This is a genomic window from Pseudomonas sp. 10S4, assembly GCF_034344865.1.
Lineage (GTDB): Bacteria > Pseudomonadota > Gammaproteobacteria > Pseudomonadales > Pseudomonadaceae > Aquipseudomonas.
On the sequence record NZ_CP133774.1, the window covers coordinates 3,604,927 to 3,623,110 of the forward strand.

The 18,184-nt window shown below is 58.1% G+C and carries 19 protein-coding genes and 2 pseudogenes; 11 read left to right on the forward strand and 10 right to left on the reverse strand.

Annotated elements, in window-relative coordinates:
- Positions 1 to 23: 23 nt before the first annotated feature.
- The 4 genes from RHM58_RS16745 (at position 24) to RHM58_RS16760 (ending at position 2,698) form a co-directional block, all read left to right on the forward strand.
- The gene (locus RHM58_RS16745) at positions 24 to 902 is read left to right on the forward strand and encodes a carboxylate/amino acid/amine transporter (RefSeq protein WP_201255733.1); all 879 of its coding nucleotides are present in this window, start codon (positions 24 to 26) and stop codon (positions 900 to 902) included.
- Positions 899 to 1,414 (forward strand): MepB family protein, encoded by a 516-nt coding sequence (locus RHM58_RS16750; protein ID WP_322270786.1) that lies wholly within the window; start codon positions 899 to 901, stop codon positions 1,412 to 1,414. Before RHM58_RS16745 ends, RHM58_RS16750 begins: the two co-directional genes overlap by 4 nt.
- 313 nt (positions 1,415 to 1,727) lie before the next feature.
- Positions 1,728 to 2,105, forward strand: a complete 378-nt coding sequence (locus RHM58_RS16755) for an IS110 family transposase (protein ID WP_322270787.1) — start codon at positions 1,728 to 1,730, stop codon at positions 2,103 to 2,105.
- Between the two features lie 20 nt (positions 2,106 to 2,125).
- Entirely contained in the window at positions 2,126 to 2,698 is a 573-nt protein-coding gene (locus tag RHM58_RS16760) for a transposase (protein WP_322270788.1), read from the forward strand.
- A 34-nt stretch (positions 2,699 to 2,732) separates the two neighbouring features.
- Here the strand turns inward: RHM58_RS16760 and RHM58_RS16765 are convergent, their stop codons facing one another.
- A complete protein-coding gene (locus RHM58_RS16765) occupies positions 2,733 to 4,031 on the reverse strand; it encodes a mechanosensitive ion channel family protein (RefSeq protein ID WP_201255731.1) in 1,299 nt (432 codons plus the stop codon).
- A 193-nt stretch (positions 4,032 to 4,224) separates the two neighbouring features.
- Between RHM58_RS16765 and RHM58_RS16770 the strand changes: the two are divergent.
- Positions 4,225 to 5,569 (forward strand): annotated as a pseudogene (locus RHM58_RS16770) (DEAD/DEAH box helicase).
- Positions 5,570 to 5,795: 226 nt separating this feature from the next.
- On the opposite strand, the gene RHM58_RS16775 reads toward RHM58_RS16770, so the two are convergent.
- The 4 genes from RHM58_RS16775 to RHM58_RS16790 all read right to left on the reverse strand — a co-directional run bounded on the left by RHM58_RS16775 (position 5,796) and on the right by RHM58_RS16790 (position 7,662).
- Positions 5,796 to 6,395: a hypothetical protein gene (locus tag RHM58_RS16775; protein WP_322270789.1), complete on the reverse strand. Its 600-nt coding sequence runs from the start codon at positions 6,393 to 6,395 to the stop codon at positions 5,796 to 5,798.
- A gap of 11 nt (positions 6,396 to 6,406) precedes the next feature.
- Entirely contained in the window at positions 6,407 to 6,991 is a 585-nt protein-coding gene (locus tag RHM58_RS16780) for a papain-like cysteine protease family protein (RefSeq protein ID WP_201201598.1), read from the reverse strand.
- A 210-nt stretch (positions 6,992 to 7,201) separates the two neighbouring features.
- Complete coding sequence (locus tag RHM58_RS16785; RefSeq protein WP_201201600.1) at positions 7,202 to 7,477, reverse strand: hypothetical protein; 276 nt, start codon at positions 7,475 to 7,477, stop codon at positions 7,202 to 7,204.
- Between the two features lie 20 nt (positions 7,478 to 7,497).
- Positions 7,498 to 7,662 carry a hypothetical protein gene (locus RHM58_RS16790; RefSeq protein ID WP_201255730.1) on the reverse strand — a complete coding sequence of 55 codons (165 nt, stop codon included), beginning with the start codon at positions 7,660 to 7,662 and terminating at the stop codon, positions 7,498 to 7,500.
- Positions 7,663 to 7,765: 103 nt separating this feature from the next.
- Between RHM58_RS16790 and RHM58_RS16795 the strand changes: the two genes are divergently transcribed.
- Positions 7,766 to 8,671, forward strand: coding sequence for a LysR family transcriptional regulator (locus RHM58_RS16795; RefSeq protein ID WP_322270790.1), 906 nt, complete (start codon positions 7,766 to 7,768; stop codon positions 8,669 to 8,671).
- 138 nt (positions 8,672 to 8,809) lie between these two features.
- Here the strand turns inward: RHM58_RS16795 and RHM58_RS16800 are convergent, their stop codons facing one another.
- Positions 8,810 to 9,544, reverse strand: coding sequence for a DUF899 domain-containing protein (locus RHM58_RS16800; protein WP_201255728.1), 735 nt, complete (start codon positions 9,542 to 9,544; stop codon positions 8,810 to 8,812).
- A 178-nt stretch (positions 9,545 to 9,722) separates the two neighbouring features.
- Here RHM58_RS16800 and RHM58_RS16805 point away from each other — a divergent pair.
- Positions 9,723 to 10,114 (forward strand): annotated as a pseudogene (locus tag RHM58_RS16805) (transcriptional regulator).
- Positions 10,115 to 10,212: 98 nt separating this feature from the next.
- Here the strand turns inward: RHM58_RS16805 and RHM58_RS16810 are convergent.
- The 3 genes from RHM58_RS16810 to RHM58_RS16820 form a co-directional block, all read right to left on the reverse strand.
- Positions 10,213 to 11,082, reverse strand: coding sequence for a DUF6279 family lipoprotein (locus RHM58_RS16810; RefSeq protein WP_322270791.1), 870 nt, complete (start codon positions 11,080 to 11,082; stop codon positions 10,213 to 10,215).
- Between the two features lie 80 nt (positions 11,083 to 11,162).
- Positions 11,163 to 11,882 carry a TorF family putative porin gene (locus tag RHM58_RS16815; protein WP_322270792.1) on the reverse strand — a complete coding sequence of 240 codons (720 nt, stop codon included), beginning with the start codon at positions 11,880 to 11,882 and terminating at the stop codon, positions 11,163 to 11,165.
- A 208-nt stretch (positions 11,883 to 12,090) separates the two neighbouring features.
- Positions 12,091 to 12,279 carry a hypothetical protein gene (locus tag RHM58_RS16820; RefSeq protein WP_017337097.1) on the reverse strand — a complete coding sequence of 63 codons (189 nt, stop codon included), beginning with the start codon at positions 12,277 to 12,279 and terminating at the stop codon, positions 12,091 to 12,093.
- Between the two features lie 352 nt (positions 12,280 to 12,631).
- Here RHM58_RS16820 and RHM58_RS16825 point away from each other — a divergent pair, with 352 nt between their 5' ends.
- The 4 genes from RHM58_RS16825 (at position 12,632) to RHM58_RS16840 (ending at position 17,007) form a co-directional block, all read left to right on the forward strand.
- A complete protein-coding gene (locus tag RHM58_RS16825; protein ID WP_201201609.1) occupies positions 12,632 to 13,468 on the forward strand; it encodes a S1 RNA-binding domain-containing protein in 837 nt (278 codons plus the stop codon).
- A gap of 120 nt (positions 13,469 to 13,588) precedes the next feature.
- Complete coding sequence (locus RHM58_RS16830; protein ID WP_322270793.1) at positions 13,589 to 13,981, forward strand: DUF2177 family protein; 393 nt, start codon at positions 13,589 to 13,591, stop codon at positions 13,979 to 13,981.
- A 386-nt stretch (positions 13,982 to 14,367) separates the two neighbouring features.
- The gene (locus RHM58_RS16835) at positions 14,368 to 15,813 is read left to right on the forward strand and encodes an NCS1 family nucleobase:cation symporter-1 (protein WP_322270794.1); all 1,446 of its coding nucleotides are present in this window, start codon (positions 14,368 to 14,370) and stop codon (positions 15,811 to 15,813) included.
- Positions 15,814 to 16,074: 261 nt separating this feature from the next.
- Positions 16,075 to 17,007 (forward strand): DMT family transporter, encoded by a 933-nt coding sequence (locus RHM58_RS16840; protein ID WP_201201612.1) that lies wholly within the window; start codon positions 16,075 to 16,077, stop codon positions 17,005 to 17,007.
- Here RHM58_RS16840 and RHM58_RS16845 read toward each other — a convergent pair.
- Positions 16,952 to 18,130 (reverse strand): MFS transporter, encoded by a 1,179-nt coding sequence (locus tag RHM58_RS16845; RefSeq protein ID WP_201201614.1) that lies wholly within the window; start codon positions 18,128 to 18,130, stop codon positions 16,952 to 16,954. The two genes, RHM58_RS16840 and RHM58_RS16845, sit on opposite strands and share 56 nt — an antisense overlap.
- Positions 18,131 to 18,184: the final 54 nt, after the last annotated feature.

Consider the following 18,184-nt stretch of genomic DNA (forward strand, 5'->3'; position numbering starts at 1 on the left):
CCGCCATTCAAAACGAGGCGAGCATGGGCTATCTACTTTTTGTCACGCTGATCCAGGCGTTTTCCTTCAGCTTGATCGGCGAATACCTGGCCGGTCATGTCGACAGCTACTTTGCGGTGCTGGTGCGCGTGTTGCTGGCCGGGCTGGTGTTTATTCCGCTGACGCGCTGGCGTTCGGTCGAGCCTGCCTTCATGCGCGGCATGTTGCTGATCGGCGCGTTGCAGTTCGGCGTGACCTACGTCTGCCTGTACCTGAGCTTTCGGGTGCTGACGGTGCCGGAAGTGCTGCTGTTCACCATCCTCACGCCGCTGCACGTGACGTTGATCGAGGATGCGTTGAACCGGCGCTTCAATCCGTGGGCATTGGTCGCGGCATTGGTGGCGGTGCTGGGCGCGGCGGTGATTCGCTACGACCGGATCAACCCGGACTTCTTCATGGGTTTCCTGCTGCTGCAACTGGCCAACTTCACCTACGCCGCCGGGCAGGTGCTTTATAAGCATCTGGTGGCGCGTCACCCGAGTGATCTGCCGCATTACCGGCGCTTTGGTTACTTCTATCTCGGTGCATTGGCGGTGGCGTTGCCGGCGTTCCTGCTGTTCGGCAAACAGAACTTCCTGCCTGAAGCGCTGCTGCAATGGGGCGTGCTGGTGTTCCTCGGGCTGGTGTCGACGGCGCTGGGTTTGTACTGGTGGAACAAAGGTGCGTGCCTGGTCAATGGCGGGACGCTGGCGGTGATGAACAACCTGCATGTGCCAGTGGGGTTGCTGATCAATTTGTTGATCTGGAATCAACATGAAGAGTTGGGGCGGTTGTTCCTTGGCGGATCGGTAATTTTGATGGCGGTGTGGATTAGTCGGTTGGGCGTCAGACGAGAAGCTCTGCCCGCGCAGGAACGACAATGAAAGATCTGATCGCTACCATCGAGCAGGTCTACGAGCCCGCAGGCATGACGTTAACGCACGAGGCCCGACGCGAGGAAGAGAGTGCCGAGTACGGCGCCTGTCGCTTTGGCCTCGATGGCCAGACGATTGTCTTTCGCTTAGCGAAAACCACGCCGACCAAGATTGGCCAGTTCGTCACGCTGTGGAAACGGCCGACGCCGGCCAGCGAGATTGCACCGCTCGACGTCGGCGATGGCGTGGTCATTGTGGTGGTGAGTGTTGCTGATGCAACGCACCGCGGGCAGTTTGTTTTTGACCGGAAGATATTGGCGGCTAAAGGGGTCATGTCGATTGACGGGGAAGGCGGCAAGCGTGCGATTCGCGTCTATCCACCCTGGGTCAAACCCGTGGCCAAGCAGGCGATCAAGACGCAGCAATGGCAGCTCAAGTATTTCCTTGCGCTGGACCAGAGCGGTAATGCCGACGCCGTTGAAGTGCGCCGACTCTTCGGGCTGAACACAAAAAACCTGTAGGAGTTGCCGAAGGCTGCGATCTTTTGATGTTGTTCTTAAAAGCAAGATCAAAAGATCGCAGCCTTCGGCAGCTCCTTGTATCTCGACTATCGCTCCGTCAGGAGCGATAGTTCTCGACTGATCATCGAGGGAGGGACCTGGAAGCCGTGCAGCTCCTTAGGCTTTTTGCCTGTGACGTAGATCGTGCTCCAACCCTCCGCACTCACTCGTATAGTTCGAACGGTATCTTGGGCCCGCCTCTGGCTAGAGCCCGCATTCGCAAGGTCGGACAGAGTGCAGTGATGATCGCAATTGATCTGATTGGGAGAGTGTTATGTCCAGTTTCGTCGGCGTCGATGTCGCTAAAAACACCTTTGATATCGCTACACATCTGCCAAATGGCAAGCATAAAACCAAGGCCAAACTGGCTAACAATTCCAAGGGTTTCAAAGAGTTTGAAGCCTGGTTGCAGAAGCAGGCCGAGCCTTCGACCCTGATCGTGATGGAAGCGACCAGTGTCTATCATCTGGAGCTCGCCGAGTTCGTCTACAACAAGGGTTATCGGGTCTGCGTGGTGAATCCGGCCACGACTCACGCGTATGCGGGCAGCGAGTTACGTCGGATCAAAACCGACAAGAGTGATGCCAAGCTGATCGCCGACTTCGCCAAAGAAAAAATGAAAAGCTCAAGCTTTGGGCTCCGGAACCGCTGAAGTTCCGCCAACTGAAGGCCATGGTTCGTCGCCTGGATGACCTTCAAGAGATGGAGCAAATGGAGCGTAATCGTCTGGACGTGTCCGACGAAAAGGTCAAAGAGTCGATCAACTCGGTGATTGGCCACATCGAAAAAGAAATCGTTGAAACCCACAAGGCGATCAAAAAACATATCGATGACGACCCCGACATGCGCCAGATGCGCGACTTGGTCGTGACCATCGACGGCATTGGCGAGAAAACGCTTGAGCGGTTGCTGGCTGAGCTGGGCGACCTGCGCAAGTACGACGATCCTCGAAAACTTGTCGCGGCTGCTGGCCTGAATCCAGAACTCCAGGAATCAGGGCTCCTCAAGGGCCGCAGCCCGATCTCGAAAATCGGCTCAGCGCGCTTGCGCGCAGGCCTATACATGCCGGGCTTGGTCGCGTTGCAACACAACAAAGCAATAATCGCCATGAAAGATCGCCTGAAGGCCAACGGCAAGGCCCCCAAGCAGATCATCTGTGCTGCCATGCGCAAGCTGCTGCATTACGTTTACGCAGTGCTCAAATCGGGCCAGCCATATGACCCTGAATTTGCGCTTGCTCGGTGAGATTCAAGACGGTATCTACAGGGGGATTTTGGTGCTACATGACATGTTTTTCCGGCTCGGGAATATGACTCGCCCCGAGAACCGCCGGGAGTAATCCCACCCGCAAATCCCCGCCACTCGGCTGCTGATACAAACTCAACCCAAACTCCGGCAGCACCGCCAGCAGATAATCGAAGATATCGCCCTGGATCCGCTCGTAATCGGCCCACGCGGTGGTGCGGGTGAAGCAGTAGATTTCCAGCGGGATGCCTTGGGCGGTGGTCTGCATCTGGCGGACCATGCAGGTCATGTTCGGCTGGATTTCCGGGTGGCTTTTCAGATACGCCAATGCATAGGCGCGGAAGGTCCCGATGTTGGTCATGCGCCGGCGGTTGGCTGACATTGCCGCGACGTTGCCCTGGGCTTCGTTCCAGGCCTTGAGTTCTGCCTGTTTGCGGCTGATGTAGTCGGTCAGCAGGTGCACCTGGGCCAGTTTCGCCTCTTCGTCATCGCGCACAAACCGCACGCCGCTGGCGTCGATGAACAGGCTGCGCTTGATCCGTCGTCCACCAGACTGCTGCATGCCGCGCCAGTTTTTGAACGATTCGGACATCAGGCGCCAGGTCGGGATCGACACAATTGTCTTGTCGAAATTCTGCACCTTGACCGTGTGCAGCGTGATATCGACCACATCACCGTCAGCGCCGACTTGCGGCATTTCGATCCAGTCACCGACCCGCAGCATGTCGTTGCTGGTCAGTTGCACGCTGGCGACGAACGACAGCAGGGTGTCCTTGTAGACCAACAGAATCACCGCCGACATCGCACCCAGACCCGAGAGCAGCAACAGCGGCGAGCGGTCGATCAACGTGGCGACGATGATGATCGCGCCCAGCACGTACAAGACCATTTTCGTCAGTTGCACGTAGCCTTTGATTGAGCGGGTGCGGGCGTGTTCGGTGCGGGCGTAGATGTCCAGCAACGCACTGAGAAGGGCACTGGCCGCCAGCAGCAGGAACAGGATGGTGAAGGCGAGGGCGACGTTGCCGAGGAAGATCAGGCTGGTTTTGCTCAGTTCCGGCACCAAGTACAGGCCGAACTGGATCACCAGCGACGGCGTCATTTGCGCCAGCCGATGAAAGACCTTGTTGTGTCGTAGGTCGTTGATCCAGTGCAGCGCGGGTTGGCGGCCGAGCATTTTGGTCGCGTGAAGAATGAGGTAGCGCGCCACTCGTCCGAGGACCAATGCCACCACTAAAAGCAGGATCAGCGCCAGGCTGGAATGCAGGAGTGGGTGCTGGTCGAGGGCGCCCCAAAGGTCTTGGGCATTGAGCCAGAGCTGTTTCATATCCATGGGTAAAAACGATTCTTCTGTAGGTTGCGACGGGGCGATTAGAGCATTTAAGACGTTGCCGATGAGGTTTGGAGACAAATCAGGCAACAAAAAAGCCACTGTTTACTGTCGATTGCATAAAGAAACTCGGCCTCGGCGCTCGAAACCGTTACCCTATGCAGCTGTTTTTTTGTATTTCTTCGAGGTAGCACCCGTGTTTTCCCAATTCGCCCTGCACGAACGCCTGCTCAAAGCCGTGGCCGAGCTTAAATTTGTCGAGCCAACGCCAGTGCAAGCAGCGGCTATTCCGCTGGCGCTCCAAGGGCGTGACCTGCGGGTGACAGCGCAAACCGGTAGCGGCAAAACCGCTGCTTTCGTTTTGCCGATCCTCAACCGTCTGATCGGCCCGGCGAAAGTCCGCGTCAGCATCAAGACCCTGATCCTGCTGCCAACCCGCGAGTTGGCCCAGCAGACCATCAAGGAAGTCGAGCGCTTTGCCCAGTACACGTTCATCAAGTCCGGCCTGATCACTGGCGGTGAAGACTTCAAGGTCCAGGCCGCCATGCTGCGCAAGGTGCCGGACATCCTGATCGGTACGCCGGGCCGGATGATCGAGCAACTGAACGCCGGCAACCTCGATTTGAAAGAAGTCGAAGTGCTGGTGCTCGACGAAGCCGACCGCATGCTCGACATGGGTTTTGCCGAAGACGTGCAGCGTTTGGTGCAAGAGTGCACCAACCGTCAGCAGACTATGCTGTTCTCCGCCACCACCGGTGGTTCAGGCCTGCGCGACATGGTCGCCAAGGTCCTGAACACCCTGAGCACTTGCAGCTCAACAACGTCAGCGACCTGAACGCGACCACGCGTCAGCAGATCATCACCGCTGACCACAACCAGCACAAAGAACAGATCGTGAACTGGCTGTTGGCCAACGAGACCTATCAGAAGGCCATCGTGTTCACCAACACCCGGGCCATGGCCGACCGTATCTACGGCCGCCTGGTGGCGCAGGAATACAAAGCGTTCGTGCTGCACGGTGAGAAGGACCAGAAGGATCGCAAACTGGCGATCGACCGCCTGAAGCAGGGCGGCGTGAAGATCCTGGTTGCCACCGACGTCGCCGCTCGCGGCCTCGACGTGGAAGGCCTGGACCTGGTGATCAACTTCGATATGCCGCGCAGCGGCGACGAATACGTTCACCGCATCGGTCGTACTGGGCGTGCCGGCAACGATGGCTTGGCCATCTCGCTGATCTGCCACGGTGACTGGAACCTGATGTCGAGCGTCGAGCGCTACCTCAAGCAGAGCTTCGAGCGCCGCACCATCAAGGAAGTCAAAGGCACCTACGGCGGACCGAAAAAGGTCAAGGCCTCGGGCAAAGCCGTTGGCGTGAAGAAGAAAAAGTCGACGCCAAAGGCGACAAGAAGAAAACCGGCGCCAAGGCACCGACCAAGCGCAAGATCGCTAACCGCCCGAAGACCGACGCTCTGTCGCTGGTCAGCAAGGACGGCATGGCGCCGCTCAAGCGCCGCAAGCCGGAAGCGCCGGCTGCTGAATAACGCAGCGTAACGACCGACGCTCGTCAGTTGGCGAGTGCAAACCTGTGGCGAGGGAGCTTGCTCCCGCCGGGCTGCGCAGCGGCCCTAAAAAGGGACTGCTGCGCAGTCCAACGGGAGCAAGCTCCCTCGCCACAGGTTCAGTGTTGCTTCAGGTTGACTGGTATTACCCGCAGCATTCCAATAAAAAACCCGGACAGTGTCCGGGTTTTTTTATGGCCAGCGTTTGTCAGCTCCCCAACAGCCCACTGGTGTCTGCATCAAAGCGTTGCTTGGCTTGATCAACCGCTGGCTTGAGCCGGGCGAGCAGCTTGGCTTCGCTGTACAACTGAGTGACCGCCAGCTCCTTGGGCGTCGGCTCAATCGGGATCAGCACGTCTTCACTGTCGGCATGCAGCCAGATCGCGACCAGGTGAACTGCCGAAACAAACAGCACCCGCAGTTCAACGGTTTTACCCTGCAGTTGCGGCGATTGCTCTGCCAGTTTTAACGCAGCGACCGTGGCGGCCGCCATGGCCCCGTGGTTCAGCGAGGAGAACTCGACATGGCCGCGGACTTCCGCCAGTTGTGCATCGGCAATGGTCACGCCACCGGAAAACACCAGGTAATGCCAATCGCCAACCTTGGCGTCTTTCAGGCCTTTGCCTTGGGTCAGGTCCTCCAGGCTGAGCGAGTAGCCGCGGTAGGCTTCGCTGAGGCTAATCTTGCTGGCCGTCGCGCTGGCGAACTGGCGATTAACGCCGAAGCCTTGGGATTGCAGGGCGGCTTGAAGCGCCGGACGCAGTGTCTGCACGCCGTTGGAAGGCGCCTTTGGATAAGTCAGTTGCATGATGTGCCCTCCTAGTTTTTACGGGTGAAGTAAGTGTTGGTCCAGTTGCCGCCACCGTTGTACGAACCGGGGAATGCATTCAGCGCTCGGGTCGAGTAACCGTAGATGGAATCCGCGATCAGCAGGTAGTTGCCATTGGTGCCATAGATCGCCAGAAAGTGCGCACCGCCGCCGTACCAGGCACAACGCAAGCCGATCGGTCGGCCCATGTTGATCTGGTTTTCGATAGCCGACAGCTGCAGCGAACCTTGATTCATACCGTTGAAACTGCGCGTGATCGTCAGCGCTGAATCCAGATAGCCGTAAACGTTGCACGGCCCCGGTTGATTGCAGCAGTTGCGGTCCAGCGCAGCGGTGGCAACGCCGCATTGGGTCCAGGACCCGGTGCCGTAATAGTTGCCGACCGAGGCGGAAACGGCCGCCCAGCACCAGTTGGTCTGGGTTTGCTTCTGCATCGTGAAGTTGAGGCTGGCAGCGGCCGACGCCTTGAGCGGTGCAGCCGATTCGACGTCGGACAATTGCGGGTTAAGCAGATGACCGGTCAGGCACCTTGGCAGTGTCTCGCCGGTGAATTGCGTTGCTTCAGTGGTTAACATTTTTTCAATCCTCCATGAGTGAAAACAAGCGTCCAGCTTGTGGGTGTGTAGCGGTGTTGCTGAGCGATCGGCGTGTACGTTTTGCCCTGTTTGATGGCCGCTCCGATCTCGGGCTCGAGGTAACCTTAGGTCTGAATATGCGTTTATGCAAATAATTAAATGCACTAATGCAAATTCCAGTTCGAAAGATCGTGATCTTGATCTTGCCTGTTAACCCTCAGCCTTTTTGCCCGCTGCATCCAGTTCCTTCAAACGCTGATCGATCAACTGGCACTTGTCCGGCAGATCCGCGCTGGCCGTGCCCAAGTCCATCTTCTGCAACTCATCGTTGATCTCCTTGGCCTTCTTCGGATTCTGTTGCGTGAGCTTGGCCACTTCCTGGGCCAGTTGTTCGCGCTTGGCGGTGGCTTCCTCTGGCGTGCAAGCCCAAACGGGGAGGGCGCAGGCGAGGGTCGCGGCGAGGGTGAGTTTCAGCAGGGCTTTCATAGACTAGGCCTCAGTTCCGGTTAAGGCGGGTTATCCGGTTGAGGGTTCGAGGATGGGAAAAGTTCATTGATCGTAGCGGTCACCGCCACCGTTCCGCCTTCTTCAACAATCCGCAGCGCTCCCGCCAGGCCGATGCCACGGGTGCCGCCAGTAATCAAAATGCGTTTTCCGGTAAATCTGCCCATCCGTCGTCTTCCTGCTGTTTTGAACACAGATCCAGTATTGCGGCAGGGGATTGCTTTGATAATGCGTTAGTATCCGGACGACTTATTAAGGAACCCATACATAATGCGAGGCAGTGAATACGCCCAGCTTCGGGCCTTTGTCGCGGTGGTCGAACACGGCAGTTTCGTGCGGGCGGCGGCTCATCTGGGCATGTCGGCGTCGGCGCTGAGCCAGACCATCCGGCAACTGGAGGAGCGTCTGGACGTGCGCCTGCTCAATCGCACCACCCGTAGCGTGTCGCCCAGCGATGCCGGCGCGCGGTTGCTGCTGCGGCTGCAACCGGCCCTCAACGAGGTGGACGCGGCCCTGGCCGGCGTTACGCAAACACCGGGTACGCCGAGCGGGCGCCTGCGCATCAACGCGCCACGGGTCGCGGCCATTCATTACCTGGCGCCGCTGATCGGCCCGTTCCTGAACACCTACCCCGGCGTGAGCCTCGACATCGTTACCGACGAGCGTTTGGTGGATATGGTCGCTGGCGGTTTCGACGTAGGTATCCGGCTAGGAGAAAGCCTCGATCAGGACATGATCGCCGTGGAACTGAGTGGGCACCTGGAAATGATGGTCGTGGCGTCCCCGGCGTACATTGAGCAATTCGGCACGCCGCACACGCCTCACGATTTGAGCGAGCATCAGTGCCTGTCCTATCGCTGGCCCACCGACGGCAGCCTGTATCGCTGGGAGTTCGAGCGTGCAGGCGAACGGCTCGCGATCTCGGTCAACGGCCCGCTGGTGGTCACCGAGCCGGAAATGCTCACCCGCGTCGCGCTTGAAGGTGCGGGCATCGCGTATCTGTTTGAGCATCAGGTTCGAGAGCACATTAGCGCTGGCCGGTTGGTCCATCTGCTTCAGGACTGGACGCCAGCCTTTCCGGGTTTTTACCTGTACTACCCAAGTCAGCGGCAAATGGCCCCGGCGCTGCGGGCGTTTCTGGACTTTGTGAAGAAGCCTTTGCGGCCGGATTCCTGATACTTGCTATAGCGGTGCATCAGTCACCATCGAGTTTAAATGGTGGTCAGTCATCGCGAGCAGGCTTGCACACGGGGGATCACATTCCAGTGTGGGAGCGAGCCTGCTCGCGAATAGCCGTGCCTCGATCTCCCGGGCTTATCCCCCATGACAGCAGCTAGAGGGCGATTTGCTTTCATACCGATCGTGATGCCTCACCCACTCCATGATTTCCTCTTCATTGCGGCCCTTGGGCGTGAGGTCCAGGTAGTTGTAGGCGCCCACCAACATGTCCAGGCCCCGGGCGTAGGTGGAATAGGTGTGGAAGATGTCGCCGGCGTCGTTTCGATAAAACACGCTGAGGCCGGGGAGTTCTTCTTCGGCACCGTCGGATTTTTCGTAGTTGTAGGTAGCCGTGCCTGCGGCGACCTCTTCGGCTCGGGCCGACACGCCAAAGTCGTAGTTGAAGTCGCTGTTTTCGGACGATACCCAGTCGAACTTCCAGCCCATGCGTTGCTTGAAGGCCTGGAATTCGGCGAGCGGTGCGTGGGAAACCGCCACTACTGCCACGTCATGATGGGCCAGGTGCTGGTTGGCACCGTCGATGTGGTCGGACAAAAACGAGCAACCGGGGCAGCCTTCATCCCAGCCTGGGGCGAACATGAAGTGGTAGATGACCAACTGGTTGCGACCGCCGAACAGGTCGGCCAGTTTCTGTTCGCCATGGGTGCTTTGAAAGCGGTAGTCCTTGTCGATTTTCACCCAGGGCAGGGCGCGACGCTCAGCGCTGAGTTTGTCGCGTTCCTTGGTGAAGGCTTTTTCGTTGGCCAGGTGTTGTTTGCGGGCGGCGAGCCATTCTTCTCGCGATACGACCGGATGATTCTGAATGTTCATGGGGGTTTCTCCTGCGCGGTGCTGGGAGGCGACGTACACAGCCTAGTCGTTTGACCTATGCAAAATTCGACATACCGCCGATCGGTGCCGTTCAAAACCTCGGCTGAACGGCTTCCCGCCGTGTCGGTCACAACCTATGAAGGCCATCACACTCACTGGCTTTGGAGGTTGAATCAGGATGACGACTTATAACTGGGATTTGATTGAACGCTTGCTGCACGAAGTGCAGAACAGTGCCGGCCATAGCTTTACTCCAAGGCCCTACGCTGAACAGCTTTCGGCGGAAAAGGCGGAAGAGGGCGAGCTAATTGGCAACCTCGACCACCTGAAAGTGATCGCCACCGAGTACGAAAAGTTGCTGCTGGATCGTGGCTTTATCGCATCGCGACCTGAGGACGAGGGGGAAATGGCGAGAACTTCGTTTTGACGCCTCGTGGCTCGAGTTTGTTGAGCCTGATCGACAGCAGCATTCCGGGTAATGACCATCCGCGGCAGGTGTTGGATGAGCAGCAGGATGCGCTGGATGAGGTGACGTTTGATGAGGTGGCGTCGAAGGCGCAGATTGCCTGATTTCCTGCAAACAGCAAAAGATCGCAGCCTTCGGCAGCTCCTACAGGCGTACACAAAACACTGGAGCTGCCGAAGGCTGCGATCTTTTGATCTTGTTTTTACCCCTGCTGCACCGCCTTCAAACATTTCAAATCAGTGAAGTCCTTCCTTACCCCATCAATCTTCTTCAACAACCGCTGACGCTGAGCCGGTGTGCTCTCGGCCATCAAATCCACCAGCAACCCCCGCGCTTGAGCCTCGGTGTTGGCGTAGGCCAAGCGGTAATCCGCTGTCCACAAACTCTCGCGATTGACCAGAAGTGTCTCGATTCGCTGTGGGAATTCTGGACTATGGCGCTGCGCGACTGCCGCACTGAACTGTTTTTGCCAATGGACACGGTTGGCGATCCATTGCTGATTCTGGTCACCCAAGGCGTTCGACCAGGCCACAACCCGTTGTTGCTGACTGGGGTTGAGCGGGCCGAGCCAGTCGTTCAGACGTTTGTTCATGCGCACGCCACGCTCCTTGATTTGCTGATCAAGGGACGGCTTGAGGTATTCCTCCTGACGTTTGCGCTGGTCCTTGGCGAAGGCATCGTTCATCTCCGCCACCTGCTGGTCATCCAGCCCCTGCAACAACTCGATGGCGGATGGGGTTATTTCCCGAGCGGTCTGGGCGATGGCTTTTTTGGCTTCCTGGGTGCGGGCCTGCAGCGCTTCGTCAGTGACTTGATTGGTCTCGACCATGGCCTGCAAACGGTCCAGCCAATCCAGGTAGCCCGGCAGTTGGGTCGTGCAGTGCCAGCTCAGATGCTCCTTGAGGCGCTCGTTGAACCAGCCTTTTTGCTCGCCGTTCATGTCCAGATAGTCGCTGAGCGTCCACGGAATGATCACGTCGAGATTGCGGTACGCCAGCCCCACGCGGCTACATGCGCCGAGGGCGAGGGAGAGGGTAATCAGGACGGCAATGTGTTTAAACCAGCGCGACATGGGCGAGTCCTTGCGAAGGCCTGGCTTCTTTGATGAGGGTCTTTATGTGAACGCAAGATAAGCCCGGCAGTTCAAGCCGATCAATAAAAGCTGCGTTCAGCCTTGAGGGTCACTAGCCCATCGCACTGGCTGTTGTGCCCTGAGTAGGCGGAGCATTCACTGCCGCTGAGGTTGGAATCGCTGTAGATCAGGTTCAGGTCGACCCCCATGAACGCACGGGACAGTTGCAACGACCAATCGTTGAAACTGCTGACCGAGCCTCCGTCGACGGAGACCGGTGAATTGAGCTGGTGGGTGGTGTATTTCAGGCTGATCCCGATTCCGAACGGCTGATTGCCACCCAGATCGGCAAACACGGTGCTGTTCTGTTTGTCCGGGTCGTCGCTGAAGGCTGCGCCGAAACGGCTGCCCAGGAAGGTCAAGCCACCGAACAGCTCCTGGCTGTCGAGCGTGTCCAGTTTTGGATAGCTGTAATGGATCATGCCGACTTCGTAGCCGAGGGTGTGATCGAAAGGCTGTTTAAAGCCCATGTAGGAATCGACTTCAAGGTTACTGCCCGGGGTCAACCCTGCGCTTGGTGACCATTGGCCGACGTAGAATCCGCTGTCATGGCTCAAGTCGAGGCCGCCATGGAATGAGCCGGTACTGGCGGGCTTGACCAACCCCTGAGCCATGCTGCGGCTGGGAGTGGTGCCGAGTTTGAGGTCGAAGTCGCCCAGTTCGCGCTGGAAGATTTGCGCATTGGCAACCGGGCACGACAGCAGAAGGCTGCAGAGCAATAAACAGGAGGGTTTGAACATGCGTCACTCCATGATCAGCGAGGGAGCAGTCATCAAAGTCTGCTGAAACGCTTAATCTAGACGTGTGCAAGCATACCGGCGAATGCTCGGCATCGAGGGCCGTTCGTCGATTTTTGGAATATTGATGGGTTTTTCGGGGTGTTGCGGGAGGGTTCCAGTCCAAGCGCTTCGAAGCTCAAAGCGCTTATGGACCAGTTAAAGCACCGTGTTACTTTTTGCCGAGCGTGATTTGCTTGGACGGGCCGAATGTCTGGCCGCTGACGCCTTTGGCAATTTGCTGGATTTCACCGCCGGACTTGAGGAACGCAGCAATCTGGTTGTTGATCGATTCGCTGGTTTCAACGGCTGGAGCTGGCTTTGCTTTGCTGTTGGATGCTTTTACACGCATGGCGGCCATTAACCTGTAGAAAATTAACTTGGCCAGGCATCGTACAGGAAATACTTGACAATTGCTTGGTAAATATCCCCCTGAAATAACCTGGGCCATCACTCGATTATTCACAAGTTATTGTTCGAAATACCCGGCTAAGCTGCTGTTTTAAATAAGAAGACAGCTGGAAAAATATCGCCTTCGGCTCGACGGATGATGGCCATTGGCGCCAGGTCAGTCTGACGAGCGGCCGCGAGCCTGGCGCCAAAACCCAGGAAAATTAAGGCCTTCGGAGGATTTTCTCGCGCCACCGGGCTGGCCGGCGAGCGCAGCCCGTAAAACCGGGTAGAATGCCGCCCACGCAATGAGGGTATTGGAAATGGCTTTAGTCGGGCGCTACAACAGTTTGCAAGTGGTTAAACACACTAACTTCGGTTTATATCTGGACGGTGGCGCGGATGGTGAAATCCTTCTGCCTAATCGTTATATCCCCAAAGATATTCCCAGCGAAGATGAAGACTGGCTCAACGTTTTTGTTTATCTGGACAGCGATGACAAACTCATCGCAACTACCGAAACGCCGAAAGTTCAGGTCGGTGAATTCGCCAGTTTGAAAGTCGTTGAAGTCAACAGCATCGGCGTGTTCCTGGATTGGGGTCTGCCGAAGGACCTGTTGCTGCCGTACTCCGAAGAAAAACGCCAGATGACCGCCGGCGAATATGTGGTGGTGCACGTCTACCTCGACAAGCACACCCGCCGCATCACTGCGACCGCGCGTCTGGACCGTTACCTGGACAAGACCCCGGCCAGCTACACCCCGGGCCAGGAAGTTGATTTGCTGGTTGCCGAAGCCACGGACATGGGTTTCAAGGCAATTATCAACAACAAGCACTGGGGCCTGATTCACAAGAACGAAATCTTCAAGTTCATGCGCGCCGGTAAAGAAGAGAAGGGCTTTATCAAAGAAGTCCGTACCGACGGCAAGATCAGCCTGAGCCTGCAACCGGTCGGCGAAGAAGCCGCCACCAGCCTGAACTCGAAGATCCTCGCCAAGCTGCGCGACAACAACGGTACCTTGCCGATCAGCGACAAGAGCGATCCGACCCTGATCAGCAGTATGTTCGGCGTCAGCAAAGGCAACTTCAAGAAGGCTATCGGCGCGTTGTACAAGAACGGCCAGATCGTCATTCATGCGGATCGCATTGAACTAAGCTGACCTCGCATCGGCTCCTGTAGGAGCTGCCGAAGGCTGCGATCTTTTGATCTTGATCTTATAAAGTCAAAAGATCGCAGCCTGCGGCAGCTCCTACACGGAGTTCACATGAGGTCGGGTGCTATGAAAAAAGCCTTGTTCGCCTACGCCGGCACCTTGCTGGCGTTTCTCCTGCTCGACGGCCTCTGGCTCGGCGTGTTGATGGCCCCGACTTACCGGGCGCTGCTCGGACCCCTGATGCTCGATCAACCGCTGCTGGTTCCGGCAGCGGTGTTCTATCTCCTTTATGTAATCGGTTGTGTGGTGTTCGTGGTATTGCCCGCGAGTACCTGGCAGCGAGCTGCGCGGATGGGCGCGTTATTGGGGTTGGTGGCTTACGGCACTTATGACTTGAGTAACTGGGCGACGCTGAACGGCTGGTCGGCGCAGTTGGCGGTGATGGATATGGCGTGGGGCACCTTGGCCACCTGCATTGCATGCACGGTCGGGTATTGGGTTGCGCGCAAGGCGCCGTGATCTGAGTTGTTTGCAATGACGCCTTCGCGAGCAAGCCCGCTCCCACAGCGGATCTGTATTTGGCCTAAGTTCTTCATTCCACATAAATCCCTGTGGGAGCGAGCCTGCTCGTGATTGACTGCATAGCAGTCACTCCATTCCAGTTGTATACAGAAAATCCTGCACTGTTTGCAGGCGCTAGCGCCCTGTACATGGGCAATTTCCCTTCCTATATGATTTTGAAATCAGTCCATGTTCCGGACTGAAAGCCAGCTCTGTCACAGCTTTCACACCTATGGCACGCATTCTGCGTAGCAACCCGTATACAAACCATGCCAGCTCCCGTACGCAGTGTGGTCGCCACATCAATCCCGGGGGCCGCGCCTGTACTGACGAGGAGCCCCGCGATGACCGAGCAAGTGCCCAACGGCTACAGCCCACGCCTGTATAACCAGGACTTGGGGCCGCTGCCGCAGAAATGGAATTGGTACAACATCTTCGCCTTCTGGATGAGCGACGTGCACAGCGTCGGTGGTTATGTGTTCGCCGCCAGCCTGTTCGCCCTCGGGCTGGCCAGTTGGCAGGTGTTGATCGCCTTGCTCGGCGGGATCTGCATCGTGCAATTGATCGCTAACCTGGTTGCCAAACCAAGCCAGCAAGCGGCGGTGCCTTACCCGGTAATTTGCCGACTCGCATTCGGGGTGTTCGGGGCGAATATTCCTGCGGTCATCCGCGGCCTTATCGCAGTCGCCTGGTATGGGATTCAGACATATTTGGCGTCTAGTGCACTGATCATCGTTGTGCTGCGGTTTTTTCCTACGATGGCGGCGTACGCCGAACCGCATTTCGCCGGTTTGTCCTACCTCGGCTGGTTCGGTTTCCTCAGCCTGTGGTTCGTTCAGGCGCTGGTGTTCTGGACCGGCATGGAATCGATCCGCCGCTTTATCGATTGGGCAGGGCCGGTGGTTTATGGCGTGATGTTCATGCTCGCGGGCTGGATCGTCTGGAAGGCTGGCTGGAGCAACATCAGCTTCACCCTCGCGGAAAAATCCCTGTCCGGCTGGGAGGCTTTCGGACAAGTCATCGTCGCGACGGCGTTGGTGGTGTCGTACTTTTCCGGGCCGACCCTGAACTTCGGTGATTTCAGTCGCTACTGCCGCAGCATGAAGGACGTGCGCCGGGGCAATTTCTGGGGCTTGCCGGTGAATTTTCTGGCGTTCTCGCTGGTGACGGTGGTCATCGTCTCCGGCACCTTGCCGGTGTTCGGTGAAATGCTCCACGACCCGATCGCCACCGTGGCCCGCATCGACAACAGCGTAGCGGTGCTGCTCGGTGCGTTTGCTTTCGTAACCGCCACCATTGGCATCAATATCGTCGCCAACTTCGTGTCCCCGGCGTTCGACTTCGCCAACGTCGCCCCGAGCAAAATCAGCTGGCGTGCCGGCGGCATGATCGCGGCGGTGGCATCGATCTTCATCACCCCGTGGAACCTGTTCAACAACCCCGACGTGATCCATTACACCCTCGATGTACTCGCGGCGTTTATCGGGCCTTTGTTCGGAATTCTGCTGGTGGATTACTACCTGATCAAAAAGCAGCAGATCGATGTGGACGCGCTGTTCAATGACGGTCCCAGCGGGAAGTATTACTACAGCGGCGGGGTCAATTGGACGGCGGTCAAGGCGCTGATTCCTGCAACGTTGTTGGGCGTGGCGATTACCTTCACCCCGGTCCTGCAACCGATGGCCAACTTCGCCTGGTTTACCGGATGCTTCCTGGGCGGGGCGATTTACTTCCTTTTGGCTTGGCGCGAGCAGACCCAGCAAGCAGCAGTGGTCGCCACGACGGGATAACGCAATCCCCTTGTGGGAGCGGCGGTGCGACGATTCGACTTGCTCGCGAAAGCGGTGTGTCAGTAGACATTTCTATTAACTGACACAGTCACTTCGCGAGCAAGCCCGCTCCCACAGGGAATTTAAAGGTCTCTGGCAGGCGGCATTTTCTGGCCATCTGGTTGATAATCGACAGCATAATTTTTCGCCCCCGACCTTGAGTCGGGGGCTTTGCTTTTACTGTCGAGTCACTGCCATGGATTGTGTTGTCGAGGTGTTCCGGTGAGCGCCACCCGGCGTAGCGCCGATAAATTTGCCCTGCAAGTGATGATCGGGCTGTGCCTGATCTGGGGCGTGCAACAAGTGATGATCAAGTGGGCAGCGCCCGACATCGCGCCGGTCATGCAGGCTGCCGGGCGCTCGGGTATTTCTGCGTTGCTTGTAGGACTTCTCATCTGCTGGAAGGGCGGTTGGGATCAGGTCAGCACAACCTGGCGCGGTGGACTACTGGCCGGTGCGCTGTTTGGCCTGGAGTTCTTCTTCATTTCCGAAGGCCTGCAACTGACCACCGCTGCGCACATGTCGGTGTTTCTCTACACCGCACCGATCTTCACCGCGTTGGGCGTTCACTGGCTGTTGCCGAGTGAGCGTTTAAGGCCGGTGCAATGGTTGGGGATTTTTCTCGCATTCGTCGGGATCGCCATCGCGTTTGCCGGCGGTGTGTCCTGGGACAACCTCGACCACCGCATGTTGATGGGCGATGCCTTGGGCGTGTTGGCCGGTGCCAGTTGGGGTGCGACCACCGTGGTGGTGCGTGCTTCGCGCCTGTCGGAAGCGCCGGTGACCCTGACCCTGTTCTATCAACTGATCGTCGGTTTTGTCGGCCTGTTGCTGATCGCCATCCTTAGCGGCCAGGTGACCCACGTCAGCCTGACCACCGTGGCGGTGGCCAGTGTGCTGTTCCAGGGCCTGGTGGTGTCGTTCTTCAGTTACCTGACCTGGTTCTGGCTGTTGCGCCGTTATCTGGCGGCCAACCTTGCGGTGTTCTCGTTTATGACGCCGCTGTTCGGCGTCACGTTCGGCGTGGTGTTGCTGGGTGAAGACCTGAGCCTCAACTTTGTGGTCGGCGCGGTGCTGGTGCTGCTCGGCATCACGTTTGTCAGCGCTGAACAGTGGGTGCGCCGTCGTTTGCGCAAAGCCCTCGGCCAGCAGTGAGTGGGCCCAGCAGCAAACCGCCTGCGATCAGCAAACCGCTTCCGGCGATCACCAGCGCGGGTTGCAAACCGCCACTGAAATGGCTGCTCAATGCGGCCAGCAACGGCCCGCTGAGCTGACCCACGGCAAAGCACGCGGTCAGCAGCCCGGCGTTGCGCTGGGTGGCGTGGGGTGCCAGTTCCCGGGAGCGTTGCATCACCAATTGCATGCAGGCCAGGAACGGCGTGCCGCAGAGGATCACGCCCAACGCCAGGCCCGGGCCGCTGCCCAGCAAGCAGGCGAACACCCCAGCGGCTTGCAGCCACAACGTCGCCATCAACCAGTGCCGCGTGGCGTTCGGGTTGTGCCGGCGCAAACTCACCAGCAACACCCCGGCCGCCGCCGCGAGACCGAAGCACGGCCAGAACAGATCGGCCATCCACTGACCGTGGAACTGCGCGTTGGCCATTTGCGAGAGAAACGTGGCCGGGATGATGTAGCCCAAACCGTACAAGGCGTAGATCACCCCTAAACGGCCGATGCCTTGATTGCCTGATGTATTGGCCGTCGGTGTTGGTGCTGCGGCAGTCGATTGTGGCAGGAACGGCAGGATGACCAGCAGCATCACCAGCGCGACAGCGGCATACACCAGCCACAAGGTCGCGGAGGATTGCCCGAGGAGGTTCGAGCCCAAGGCCAGCAACCCCGTCAGAAAAATCCCCAACCCCGGTCCGGCAAACACCAGCGCGCCAAGCCGTGGACGACCGGCCGCGGCTGCCAGTGGCTGGCTCAATGCGGTGATCATCACCAACACCCAGGCGCTGGCGACGCCGGTGCCGAAGCGCAGCAGCAGATGAGACCAGAAACCGTTGGCCCAGAACGACGCCAGGGTCAGCAGCACACAGAGCCATAAGCCACCGAGCAGGCGCCGGCGGACTTGCTCGGGGCGGCGCGAGAACATCGCGTCCACCGCACCGAGGAAGTAGCCGAGGTAGTTGGCCGCAGCAATCAGACCGGCGGCGGTCAGGTCGATCTGCCCTTCGCTGAGCAGGTGCGGAAGTTGCGGCGTCAGGGCGAAACGCCCGATGCCCATGGCCATCATCAGGGCGATGAAGCTGGCGATTAAGCGAATCAGAGGGGACATGGTCTGAATTCCATTCGAGGATCAATGACCGTCAGGCTAGGACTGATTGACTTT